The sequence below is a fragment of the Bacteroides sp. genome (assembly GCA_036351255.1).
Lineage (GTDB): Bacteria > Bacteroidota > Bacteroidia > Bacteroidales > UBA7960 > UBA7960.
The window spans coordinates 1-13,431 of the sequence record JAZBOS010000100.1 but is presented as its reverse complement, the minus strand read 5'-3'; the positions used below and the strand labels follow the sequence as shown (position 1 = coordinate 13,431).

Annotated in this window: 7 protein-coding genes; 5 read left to right on the top strand and 2 right to left on the bottom strand. The window is 46.9% G+C overall.

Going from position 1 to position 13,431, the window contains the following annotated elements; genetic code table 11:
* Positions 1–296: 296 nt before the first annotated feature.
* A complete protein-coding gene (locus V2I46_09720) occupies positions 297–3,542 on the bottom strand; it encodes a glycoside hydrolase family 2 TIM barrel-domain containing protein (protein MEE4177776.1) in 3,246 nt (1,081 codons plus the stop codon).
* 267 nt (positions 3,543–3,809) lie between these two features.
* Here V2I46_09720 and V2I46_09715 point away from each other — a divergent pair, with 267 nt between their 5' ends.
* From V2I46_09715 to V2I46_09695, 5 genes are all read left to right on the top strand, one after another.
* Positions 3,810–5,651, top strand: a complete 1,842-nt coding sequence (locus tag V2I46_09715) for a sodium:solute symporter family protein (GenBank protein ID MEE4177775.1) — start codon at positions 3,810–3,812, stop codon at positions 5,649–5,651.
* Positions 5,652–5,701: 50 nt separating this feature from the next.
* Positions 5,702–6,769 (top strand): aminoglycoside phosphotransferase family protein, encoded by a 1,068-nt coding sequence (locus V2I46_09710; GenBank protein MEE4177774.1) that lies wholly within the window; start codon positions 5,702–5,704, stop codon positions 6,767–6,769.
* A gap of 101 nt (positions 6,770–6,870) precedes the next feature.
* Positions 6,871–8,283 (top strand): Gfo/Idh/MocA family oxidoreductase, encoded by a 1,413-nt coding sequence (locus V2I46_09705; protein MEE4177773.1) that lies wholly within the window; start codon positions 6,871–6,873, stop codon positions 8,281–8,283.
* 581 nt (positions 8,284–8,864) lie between these two features.
* On the top strand, positions 8,865–9,746 hold the full coding sequence (locus V2I46_09700) for a hypothetical protein (GenBank protein MEE4177772.1): 882 nt from the start codon (positions 8,865–8,867) through the stop codon (positions 9,744–9,746).
* 460 nt (positions 9,747–10,206) lie between these two features.
* Positions 10,207–11,583 carry a sigma-54 dependent transcriptional regulator gene (locus V2I46_09695; GenBank protein ID MEE4177771.1) on the top strand — a complete coding sequence of 459 codons (1,377 nt, stop codon included), beginning with the start codon at positions 10,207–10,209 and terminating at the stop codon, positions 11,581–11,583.
* Between the two features lie 24 nt (positions 11,584–11,607).
* Here V2I46_09695 and V2I46_09690 read toward each other — a convergent pair whose 3' ends face one another.
* Positions 11,608–13,173, bottom strand: coding sequence for an ATP-binding protein (locus V2I46_09690; GenBank protein ID MEE4177770.1), 1,566 nt, complete (start codon positions 13,171–13,173; stop codon positions 11,608–11,610).
* Positions 13,174–13,431: the final 258 nt, after the last annotated feature.

The following is a 13,431-nucleotide window of genomic DNA, read 5'->3' as shown; positions in this document are numbered from 1 at the left end:
AAATATCAGGGAACAATTGAAAGCTATTACAAATGTAAGGATTTTCCTTCCCCTTCGCAATAGCTCCCTGTTTTCCTTTGAATGACAGGCTTTTCGACACGCCTGTCAAGGTCGTTTTTTATTTCAAAACATCAATATTTTCGGGCCACAGAGGGAGTTAATACGGAGTTTATTCGGTTTAAACCGAATAAACTCCGTATTAACTCCGTATTAACTATGAGTATGGTCTGAGATTCTAAGCGGGCAGAACCCTGATTGCGTCCTCCAGAAAAAGTTCAAGAAAGCAAAGGCAAAACTTACCTGCTTTTGCCGATCTCTGTCATTTCCTCCAGGGTGTTGACCTGGATGGGGATGAGGGTGAAGCCCCAGGCATAATCGCGGTCAGGTTTCAGCTGATATTGTTCAAGGGGGCGTGCCCCCCAGCTGTCGACCCCTGCCACGCCACGCTGCCCGAAGTCAATGTTCCAGCGTACCAGCTTGCGGGGGCTGACCTGCGAGATATGTTTATTTTCGAGATGGACTGGCCCGTAGTCATATCCCTCGCGGGCATCCAGGTCCTGGCTGAGATAGGGCAGGGCCGTCATCTCCAGGCTTTCATCATCCGGATCACTCACGGCCATCAGGCCAATGCCAAAGGCATTGGTAAGGGCGGCCCAGCGGACATCCGTTTTGTTGCCATTTTCCTGGGGGCGCTCGTAGGGCACCAGCAGTTCGGATACCTTGCTTGAATAGAGGTCAACAAAAGCGGAAGCCTTGCGGTCGGGGTAATTCTCCCATGGGCCGCGGCCATACCAGGTAAACTGGTTGAAGGCATCGCGCAGGCAAAGTACCATCCCTGCACGAGGGATGTCGGAAGTTTCATTAGACGAGGCGCTGAGGTGATTGCGGAGGTGTACCTGCCCATTGCCTGAAATGGTATATTGCATTTCGAAAAAGGTTTCCACCGTTGGCAAGGACCATTGGATGCTTATCGCATAGAGATTCTCAGCCTTCTTGATCAGCTCAAAACTCGCTAATCTAAGTTCCCGGACTGCTTTTTTCCAGTTAATATTTTCTGTGGGCATCCTGTTGCCAAAGTCATTGTCAGTGGGCGCCCTCCACAGGTCTGGCTGGGGGCCCATCCCCTGGTAGAGGAACTCTGTGCCCTCATAGGCATAGCTTTCCAGGATGCCTGTCTGGCGGTTGAACCGAAGGGAAACGCTTTCATTGAACAGTCTGACTTCCTGTTCGTTTTCTTCCAGGCTGAGGGCCGGACCATGGTCGGCGGTGAGCTCCTGCCTTTCAAACCAGGGCAGCTTCACCTGTTCGTTAGCTGCCAAATGTCCGGCAGGGACCATAGCGGTTTCCTCGAGGGTGCGGGCTTCAAAATGCAGGAAATACTCCGTATTGGGCTGCACTTCAATAGCTCCCAGGAATAGGTTGAAGACCTTGCTGGAATGGGGTTCAACAACAATTTCAGGCATCGTCAGATTTTGCAACACCCGGCCGTCGGCTTTGATATAGGCAGTGAAAACAAAATGATTTAAGGGAGTAAAATCATAGCGGTTTTCGATAAGCACCCTGGCGGTGCCTTCGTGCACGCGGAGCACCTTAAAACGAATGGATTCGTGGGCTTTTTTCACTTCATACAACGCTGGCTTGATGCCCCTGTCAGGGAATACGACACCATTGAAGAGGAAATTGCCATCGGAAGGCAAACCTTCGCCGTAGTCGCCCCCATAAGCAAAATAGGATCTTCCTTCTTCATCGGTTTCCCTGACGCCCTGATCGACCCAGTCCCAGATAAAGCCCCCCTGCAGCTGGGGGTATTTGTTGATCTCGTTCCAGTATTCCTGGAAGTTGCCCATGCTGTTGCCCATGGCGTGGGCATACTCCGAGGGGATGAAGGGCCGGTCGAGCTGGTGCTGGCCAAACCACTCGAAGGTGGCAGGCGAGGGATACTGGGGAACGATGATGTCGGTGTTCCAGTCGAATTCCAGGGCAAAGCGGCTGCCGACCTCGGTGCGTTCATACTGCACGGGTCTTTTGCTGCGGTCGGCCGCCTTGATGGCCTCATAGCCTGCATAAAAATTAACCCCATTGCCGGCTTCGTTTCCCATCGACCAGATGATGACCGAGGGATGGTTCTTGTCGCGCTTCACCATGCGAACCATCCGGTCGGTATGGGCGGCCTCCCACTCAGGGAATTTGGCCAGGGAGCGTTCGCCGTAATACAGGCCGTGTGATTCAATGTTGGCCTCATCCACCACATACAATCCATGCTCATCGCATAACTCATACCAGCGCTCGGGGAAAGGGTAGTGGCTTAACCTTACCGCATTGAAGTTAAACTGCTTCATCAGGCGAATGTCCCTGAGCATATACTCCTCGCTGAGGTATTGGCCGGTTTCGGGGCTGTGTTCGTGGATGTTGGTGCCCTTCAGGGTAATGGGAACGCCGTTTACGAGCAACTGCCCGCGGACGATCTCCACCCTGCGGAAGCCTATCCTGGTGGAGGTAGTTTCCAGTATCCTGCCCCTGCGGTCTTTGAGGGTGATCAGCAAAGTATACAGGTTTGGGAATTCGGCGCTCCAGGGTTTAACCCCCATGACGGCTCCGTTGAAAACTTCCGTGTGCGTTGCATTCCCGTCAAGGGTGATCTTTGAAGTACCCTTCGATAAAAAACCATCCCCTTCCATGACTTCATATTCCAGGGTAATGGGGGATTTCTTATCCAGATGGTTTTTCAGATCAATGTGAAGCGCCAATAGCCCCAGTTCGAAACTCGGGTCAAGATCAGTTACCACTTCAAAGTCGGCAATACGGGTTTGGGGCTGGCTGTAGAGGAAAACGGAACGGTGAATGCCACTTACCCGCCAGAAGTCCTGGCATTCGAGGTAGCTGCCATCGCTCCAGCGGTATACTTCTACGGCTACCATATTGGTTTGTCCGGGTTTTACATAAGGGGTGATGTTGAACTCAGAGGGGAGTTTGCTGCCCTGGCTGTAACCCACCATCTGTCCGTTGACCCAAAGGTAAAAAGCCGATTTGACCGATCCGAAATGAATGAATATTTGGCGATTATCCCAGCTTTGGGGCAAATCAAACGTTCGCCTGTAAGAACCCACAGGATTGTAATCCTGGGGGATCCTGGGTGGTTCAGGCCCGTTGTTAAGTTCAGTAATGGGGGTACGCGGGTCGGCAAATTCATAGGGGTGGTTTACATAGATGGGGTAGTCATAGCCCTGGAACTCCCAGTTGCCTGGCACCTGTATGAGATTCCAGCGGCTCACATCATAATCCTCACGATAGAAGTCAGCGGGCCGGCTGACAGGATTATTGGCCAGGTGAAAGCGCCATTGTCCGTCGAGCAACAGCTTCCAGGGAGCGTCCTGATGATCGGCAGAGAGGGCAGCCTCACGCGTGTCATAACTGAAAAACACGCTTCGACCTGGTTCCTTGTTACGTTCCAGGATGTTTGGATCTTCCCAATCGGCCTGCGAAAAGGCAATAGATGAAAGGAAAATCAAAAAAAGTCCGGTTAGAATCCGCTTTCTCTTCATGATGGAATGGGCTTGATTTTTTAAGGATATTCCGTGTAAAAATAATGATTTGTTTTCTTTCTGTTAATTGGCATTTTCACCGGATTTTGCTTTTGCACTGTTGGCTCAAGTCATAGGCGGGCTGGCTAAACACCCCATCCGGGAAAAGTTTTTTAAGACCCTGATCCATTTTTCAATCGGTTTTTTTACATACTTTTACCCCTGATTTTGTAATCCATAACTGCTCTTATAAAACGCATCAGCGTAAACCCATTTAATCATTAAACTATGATACTACAAAGAATAGACTGGGTTGTTGTGGCAATCTTTTTTGTTATCCTGCTGACCATTGGATACCTGGCTTCACGACAGGCAGGCAAGAGCACGACCAACTTTTTTCTTTCCGGCCGCAATATGCCCTGGTGGCTGCTGGGAGTCTCGATGGTGGCCACCACCTTCTCCGCCGACACGCCCAACCTGGTGACCGATATGGTTCGTACGGGTGGTGTGGCCAGCAACTGGTTGTGGTGGGCTTTCCTGCTGACAGGGATGTTGACGGTATTTGTCTATGCCCGACTGTGGAACCGTTCGCAGGTGATGACCGACCTGGAATTTTACGAATTGCGCTATAGCGGGAAGATGGCAGCATTTCTGAGGGGCTTCAGGGCCATTTACCTGGGTTTCTTTTTCAACGTGATGGTGATTGCCAGCGTATCCCTTGCCTTCATTAAGATTGCAGGGGTGATGATGGGGATCAAGCCGGCCCCGGCCCTGATCATTGCGGCCGTTATTGTAGTATTTTATAGTGGTCTGGGAGGATTAAAATCTATCCTTTGGACCGACCTGTTTCAGTTTAGTTTTGCGATGTTTGGAGCCATTTTGGCAGCCGTGCTGGTGGTGAAGTCACCCGAGGTAGGCGGCCTGTCGGCCTTGTTCGCCCATCCCAGTGTGGCCGATAAGCTTAGCTTTGTGCCAAGCCTTTCGCAACCCGAATTGTTTTTGAGCGTCTTCCTCATACCCATCGCGGTGCAGTGGTGGGCTGCCTGGTATCCCGGGGCGGAACCCGGCGGGGGAGGCTACATTGCCCAGCGGATGCTTTCCGCCAAAAATGAAGACCATGCCGTGGGTGCCACCCTCCTGTTTAACTTCTTTCACTATGCCTTACGCCCCTGGCCGTGGATATTAGTAGGCCTTGCCTCCCTGGTCATTTTCCCTGATATCCAGTCGATGGTCGATCAGTTTCCGGATGTTTCCACACAATATATCAAGAACGACTTCGCTTACCCAGCGATGCTAAGGGAGTTTCTGCCCGCAGGCTTGCTGGGCCTGGTGGTGGCCTCGCTGATCGCCGCCTTTATGTCGACCACCGCATCACAGCTAAACTGGGGATCTTCTTACCTGGTGAATGACTTTTACGGCAGGTTCTATAACCCCAAAGCCACCGAGAAGCAGAAAGTTGCTTTCGGAAGGTTTAGCACTGTCATGCTGATGGTGTTCTCGGTACTCCTTGCCCTGGTGCTTCAAAATGCCCTGCAGGCTTTCCAGTATCTGTTGATGATTGGGGCAGGCACTGGTCTGATCTATATCCTGCGCTGGTTCTGGTGGCGTATCAATGCCTATTCAGAGATGGCCGCCATGGTCGCTGCCGGGGTATTTTCCCTGATATTTATTCTGATCGAAAACTTTGGCCTCACCCGCCTTGATAACAATATGGTGGAGGTGTTGGGCTTCACCACAAGCTTCACATACTGGAACATCATTAAGTTTGTGGGCGTGACCTTTTTGACCTCCATTTCGTGGATTGTTGTCACCTTCCTTACCCATCCCATCAGCGAAGAAACCCTCAGGAATTTCTACCGCAAGATTCGTCCCGGCGGACCCGGATGGAAGGCAGTGGTGGATAGGGCAAGGGAAGAAAACATAGAGCTGGTGAAAGAATCGGATCTCCGTTGGGATGTGCCGACAGGAATTCTTTGCATGGTCTTTGGGGCTATGGCCATCTATAGCTTGCTGTTCTCCATCGGGAGCCTTCTTTACGCCAAATACGATCAGATGGCGGTAATGATTGGTATCACCGTGGTTTCAGCCTTCCTGCTGCTAAAGTCCTGGAAGAAGCTGAAGTCGAAATAAGTAAACCCCTTTGTATAGCACCGGCCCAAATGACGGGCCGCTGATTTGAAATGAACCTCTTTAGCCTGAAAAAGATTGCCGGGGAGTTTTTCCCATCCCAGGCCATTGCCGAGATCGTTCCTTTCGGGGAAGGGCACATTAACGATACCTATAAACTCAGCCTTACCGGGACCCAGGAGGCTTATATCCTGCAACGTATCAATACAGGGGTATTCAAGGACCCCGTAGGACTGGCGATGACCCATCAGAAGATTCAGGAAGCCCTGGCCGGGAAGGATCATCCCATGGTGATTGCCCGGCTGATACCAACTCTTAACGGCCATTTCATTCACTTTGACGAAGAAGGAAATGCCTGGCGGATGACATCATTCATTCAGGATTCATATACCGTGGAGGTTGTGGAGGAACCCTGGCAGGCCTATGAAGCGGGGAGGGGTTACGGTTGGTTTAACAAGGTTTGCCATCAGCTGGATGCCACTGATTTTAAGGAAGCTATCAAAGATTTTCAAAGGGTTTCCTTTCGGATTTGGCAATTGGATGAAGCTGTTAAAAACGACTTGGCAGGGCGCATGGAATCCGTGAAAGATATTGTTGCATTTTATAAGGATCGCCAGGAAGTTTTTTGCCTGATGGAAAAGCTTACGGATGAAGGGGTGATTTCCCTTCGGGTAGTACACAACGATACCAAGATCAACAACCTTTTGTTTAGGGGAAAAAAGGCTGCTGCCGTGATCGATCTGGATACGGTGGGCCCGGGCATCCTTCACTACGATTATGGGGACGCCCTGCGAACGGGTGGCAATACCTCGGCCGAAGATGAACAGGACCTCGGGAAGGTTGACTTCAATATGGAAGCCTTTGAAGCATTCACCCGGGGGTATATTGAACAAATCAAAGAATTTGTTACAAAGGTTGAGAAGGATTATCTTTACCTGGCGCCCAGGCTGATGGCTTTCATTATGGGGATCCGGTTCCTGGCCGATTACCTGAACGGTGATGTATATTACAAGACCGCTTATCCCGGGCATAACCTCATTCGTAGCAGGGTGCAGCGAAGGCTGATCGTTCGTATGGAGGCCCTTGAGGAAGAAATGAAAGCCATCATTCAGAATGCATGAACCTGGAGACATTTCAGGGCGGCTTATTTGTTAAGGGCAGGGGACATCCCCTGCGGGGAAACTGGACTCATAATTTATTTCAAATCATAAACCCAACAATCATGGAGAAGAAACTGTTCCAACCGTATTTGCTGGCCATGCTGTTTTTTTTGGCGGTATTCGCTGGCTGTAATGCAAACCAGGAAAAGGAAGGTGAAAAGCTATTTGAAGCCCGGGAAGTATTTGAAACCCCGGAGCGTCCGGCGGGGCAGACGCACGTGCTGGAACTGAGGGCTGAACCTATCGACACCGTTCGCATCGGGCTGATTGGCCTGGGGATGCGCGGGCAGGGTGCGGTTCACCGCCTCAGCTTCATTGAAGAAGCCAAAATCGTGGCCATGGTGGATGTGGTCCCCGAAAATGTGGAACAAGCCCTGGAGACCCTTCGGCAGATGGGACGTCCCGAAGCCGATGTCTATACCGGTGCTGAGGACTGGAAGCTGGTGTGCGAACGCGATGACATCGACCTGATCTATGTTACCACGCATTGGGACCTTCACGCCCCCATCGCCTTGTATGCCATGGAACAGGGCAAACACGTGGCGACTGAAATCCCTGCTGCCCTTACCATTGAAGAGGCCTGGCAGTTGGTGAATACAGCTGAGAGGACCCGCCGGCATATGATGATGCTCGAAAACTGCGTGTATGATTTCTTCGAGATGGCCACGCTGAACATGGCACAGCAAGGCCTGTTTGGCGAACTGGTCCATGCCGAGGGCGCTTACATCCACGACCTGCGCTCGATGCTTTTTGCCGAAGAAGGCGAACCCGGCCATTACTGGGATATGTGGCGGCTGAAACACAATGAGGCAAAGAACGGTGCCCTTTATCCGATGCACGGCCTGGGACCATTGGCCCACGCACTGAACATCCACCGCGGTGACCGCATGGAATACCTGGTGTCGGTGTCAAGCGGACAATTTGGCCTTACTGAATATGCGAAGGATAAATTCGGCGAGGATTCTGAATATGCGCAACGTGATTATCAAAGGGGGGATATGAACACTACCATCATTAAAACGGTGAAGGGCAAGACCATCAAGATACAACATGATGTGACCAGTCCGCGTCCCTATAGCCGTATCCATATGCTGAGTGGCACCAAGGGTTTTGCCCAGAAATGGCCCCGAACCGGCATTGCCCTTGAACCCGATGCCCACAGTTACCTTTCAGATGCAGCACTGGATTCCCTGCTAAAGGTTTATGAGCATCCCCTTGTTAAGGAAATAGGGGAGAAAGCCCGCCAGGTGGGCGGCCACGGAGGCATGGACTTCATTATGGACTATCGCCTGATCTATTGCTTGCGCAACGGATTGCCCCTCGATCAGGATGTCTACGATGCGGCTGAATGGTCTGCCATCATTGAACTCTCACAAATCTCCGTTGCCAATCAGGGCATGCCGGTTAAAATTCCTGACTTCACCCGCGGGGCCTGGGATGAACTGAAAACCGTAACTTATTTCACGGTGGATTAGGTTTTTTGGAAAGTCCCTTTCATTGCCTCTTGTCCATTGGGCTTGAAAATTTGGTTAATCTTGATGATATTTTTTCATCAGAGCCAGTCGTTGTCCTTTAAGTAAGGGTTCACTGGGCTTGGCTTAAAATTTCCAGGGCCATCTCCCGGATCTTTGGTCCTGCCAGTTCGTGATCTACCAGGATTACCCGTACAAAATCCCTGCCCTTTTTTGTAGACTGAGCCCGCTGCCAGTGGATGTGTCCATTGTGGGGATGCGTGTTTAGAATGGAAGGCTGGCCTCAGAAGGTTCTGGCCTGGGCAAAAGTAAGTTTCAATGTGTTTAAACCCCGAGAAAAGTAGTTGCTAATCATTTTCCAATGGTGGTTGTTTCTGACCGGAAATAATGCTATCAATGAATTGGGAATATTGCAACACTTTGAGAAAATTATTTCTCATGGTTTTTCTTTTTGATTCACTGGAGAAATAACCCGATAATTCGAAAGGCCTGTATTACCAGCTGATTTAATTTTCTTTTAGTAATTTGAGGTATATTGGCATGATTGTTTATTATAAGAGGTATCAACCTTTAAAACCATCATAATGAAAAAGTATTTTAAATTTTTAGTATTGGGTCTTGTAGTTCTAATTTTTGCTTCCTGCAATCAGCGAGAGGAGCAGCTTGAACAAGAAGTGGCAACCCTGAATGAAGAACTTGAACAGCTCCGCCAGGAATCCCAGGAGAAAGAAGAAAATATCAAAACGTTTTTTGACTCCATGGCTCAGATTCGGGACAACCTGAATGAAATTAAAGTGAAGCAAAACCTGATTACTGAAGAAACCCGTGGTCAGGATCAGGTGGGTCAGGATGTTCGTAAGCAGATTGAATCTGATCTTGAGGCGATCAGCAAACTGATGGAAGACAACAAGAGGAGGCTTGCCGAACTGAACCGGCAATTGCGCAATTCTAATGTCAAAATCACTGAGTTTGAAACTATGGTTGCCAGCCTGACCAGTGAAATTGAGGAGAAGAACATTGAAATATCTACCTTGCGCGATAACATGAATGAACTCAATATTTCCAATATGGCGCTGGCTGAAACAATTGAAACACTGGAGGAGGAGAAAATGGAAAACCTCCAGATTATCGAAGAAAAGACTGAACAATTAAATACAGCCTACTTTACTTATGGAACACGCGATGAGCTGGAAGATAAGGTCATCATTGAGAAATCCGGTGGTATTCTGGGCATTGGCCGTACTTTCCTGGTCAACTCAAATATTAACAGTGAATACTTTACCCGCCTGAATATCACGCAGGTTGACAAATTGCAGGTCCCAGGAAAAAACCCGCGTTTAATAAGCCAGCACCCCGACGGAAGCTATTCTGTTGAAATAATTGATGAAGAGGGTGCACAGATTGTTATTGAAGACCCTGCTCAGTTCTGGAGTACTACAAGATATTTGGTTGTAAGTATTGATTAAATCTTAAAGTTTTCTGATCCTTTCCCCTTGTCAGATTAATATCAATACTTAAAAAGCTGACCGGAATTCCGGTCAGCTTTTTTTTGTCTTTTTTTTCTTTTTCTTCAAATTTCCCAATGTGCGTAGAAAAAGGATTTGAAGGCCGTTTAGATCCCCTTTTAATTTTTTATAACAGAAAAAAGCAAGTTAAACAATAGGTCTTGATATCCTCATGCCAGGTCATATGCTGGTTTAATTTGATTCAAGAATGGCGTCTTTTTAAACTTCAAACATTATAGACTATATTTGTATTGATCAATTCAAGGAACTTTCCCTGCTGGTTTTTTTTCTCAGCGACTTGGATGATCCTATTGCATGAATGCATTACAAGAACACTTGCTTAGGGAAAAGAAAAAGGGTAATTTGGATAAGTTGCTTTCCAGGGACGGTAGCCTAAAATAATTATTTTTATTGGGGATAGATGAAGAGAAAGATATTAATTGTAGATGACGATGTAAGTTTTTCCATTACTTTGAAAACCTTTTTGGTTAGGCAGGGTTTTGAAACAGACGAGGCTTTTTCTTCTCAGAAAGCTATGGAGAAAGTATTATCAACCCCATATGATGTAATCCTCACTGATTTTCGGCTCCCCGATAAAAATGGGATTGAACTCTTAAAAAGCATCAAAGAAAAAACACCGAATTCCCTTGTGATTTTAATGACGGCTTATGCGGATATACGAATGGCAGTTAAGGCCATAAAGCATGGAGCTTATGAATACATTGCCAAGCCTGTCAATCCTGATGAGCTGCTTTCACACATTAAATCCGGTCTGGAAAGAATTGCTGAGCCTCCAGCGGGTGATTCCAACAAGCGGGAAAGATCATTCAATTCAAACCTCCCGGCACTTGAATACCTGGAGGCCAGCAGTAAAGAATCAAAAGTCATTCATGAGCATATTGATTTGGTCGCCTCTACCAATATGTCAGTGATTATTCAGGGAGAAAGCGGAACAGGGAAGGAGTACATTGCCCGAAGGATTCATGAGAAAAGCCTTCGCAATTCAAAACCCTTTGTGGCTGTTGATTGCGGTGCACTCTCCAGAGACCTTGCTGGCAGTGAATTTTTCGGACACATAAAAGGCTCTTTTACCGGAGCCATTCAGGATAAAACAGGGCAATTCGAAGCGGCAAATCTTGGAACCTTATTTCTGGATGAGATCGGTAACCTTTCTTATGAAATACAGATGAAACTCCTGAGAGCCATCCAGGAAAGAAAGATCCGGAAAATAGGAAGCAACACTAACATTCCGGTGGATGTGAGAATTATTGTAGCTACAAATGAAGATTTGCAAAAGGAAGTTCAAAAAGGAAATTTTCGCGAAGATCTATATCACAGGCTCAATGAGTTCAGCATCATGGTTCCTCCGTTAAGAGAAAGAAAAGCTGACATTCCCTTATTCGTTTTGCATTTCCTTACACTCGCCAATCAGGAGCTCAACAGAAATGTGACGAAGATTCCGGATAGTTTGATGGAAATACTCATGAATTATAGCTGGCCCGGAAATATTAGGGAGGTTAAAAATGTGATTAAACGGGCTGTACTATTATCAAAAGGAGAGGAGTTAGACAAAAGTGCATTGCCTAAGGAGATTATTTTTTCTCAGATGATGGGTCAAAATGCACCCATTGAAAATGAAAATGACCTGAAAAGCCAAACTGGCAAAACGGAGAAAGAAATTATCCTGGCAACCTTGCAAAAAGCAAAATTCAATAAATCATATGCAGCAAAACTTCTAAACATTGACCGAAGGACGCTGTACAATAAACTGAAGCAATACGGAATTTCGCTCGATTAATTTGAATGAGTTGTTATCCTGGTTTTATTGGGAAGCTATTTCCTTAAGATCCTTTTCTAATGAGTCGATCAGTTGTTTACTACAGCTAATTAAACTAGAAACACTCTCCTGGATTTCCTGATTGGAAATGTTACTATTCTGCTTGCGATTTAGCTTTTCCAGGTAATATAATGCCTTATCTGCCTTGAGAAGTCCAAACATATTGCTCATCTTATGCGCAACCGTAAAAATCCCGTTCTGGTTATTTTTCTTTAGGTACTCTTCCATTTTTATAAGGTTTATCCTGGTATCCTTAATAAAAACTTCAATAACGGGCACAATAGCCTCGGGATTGGCACTGGTAAAGGCAATCAGGCCCTCAAGATCGTAGTTTTTTTCAGCTTTTTCTGCAGCACTATCAATCGGGGTTTTCTCTAACTGTTCGTTGGCAGAATTAACTGAATCTGTATTTGGAAGTGATTGGGATAACAATTCTTTTATCTTTCCAAGGAGCAGGGTTTCATTTATGGGTTTCGATAAATAACCTTCTATCCCGCTTTCTTTAATTTCCTTAAGGTTTTCAGGGGTAATGTCAGCCGTGCAGGCAAGTACCGGGGTTTTTGAATTAACTGCATGGGGGTCTGTGCGCAGTTGTCTGATCATTTTTACCCCACAGATGCCAGGCATTTGCATGTCGGTTATGATGAGGTCAAATTTTTGTTCTTTCAGCAGTTCCAGGCCTTCCCTCGCATTTTCTGCCTCAAAAAATGTTATTCCATTTATCGGGCTGAATAAGGATCTTAAAAGCAAGTGGTTAAGTTTGTCGTCGTCAACCAGCAATATTTTGGCCAAAATCTCATCCTGAGCAGCATCGGTCTTCTGCACTTTTGCTGTTTCCTGCTTTTCAGGAATTAGCAGTGGTAGATGTACCGTAAACCTAGAGCCCTCGCCCTCCCGGCTGAACAATTCAATACGGCCATGCATAGCCTCAACGAGTTTTTTGCTGATTGATAAGCCTAGTCCGGTCCCTTTGTGACTCCTTACTTCCTTATTGTCGCCCCTGGAGAATTCTTCAAAAATATGCTCCTGTTCAGTAATTGGTATCCCTATGCCTGTATCGCTTATTCTGATTTGAATATTGTTTAGGTTTGGGTTTTCCTCACTTAAGGTACCTGACAGGTTCATTTCAACGGATCCTTCATTCGTAAACTTGATGGCATTGCCTGCAATATTCAGGAGAATTTGCCTCATCCGAATAGGGTCGGCCAATACAAAAGGATGTTTTAATGCCTTTGTTTCGAGCTTGAAATCAATATTTTTCTCCTGGGCAATGACCGATAGGATTTGGTAAACATCTTTAGCAAGTTCCGCTAAGTTCAAAGCGACGGGTTCCAACTCTATTTTGCCCGCTTCAATTTTTGAATAGTCCAGAATTTCATTTATGATATCGAGTAGGTGAGCGGAAGATTGCTTAATAGCACTGACGAAGGTTTTATGCTCTGTTTTAAGATTTATTTTCTCCAGCTGGTTGGAAAACCCAATAATGCTATTCAGCGGGGTTCTTACCTCGTGGCTTATATTAGCAATAAACCTTTGTTTGGCCTGGACCATATCTTCAGCCTTTTCTTTCTCTTGTATTAATTGTTTTTTGTAAAACCTGCTTTTGTTTACATCACTGATCAGCACCCAGGAAAAAGCAAGAAGTATGACAAGGGTAAAAAGGATGGTAATAAATATCTTCTCTGTAGTTTTATTAACCGTCGAATGTGCTTCTTCAGCCACTTTCATTGCATTGCCACTTTCATAATTTTCAAGAATGGTAACGTATTCCCAGATCCGGTCCATTACTTTTTTGTCTTCCAACAGGAT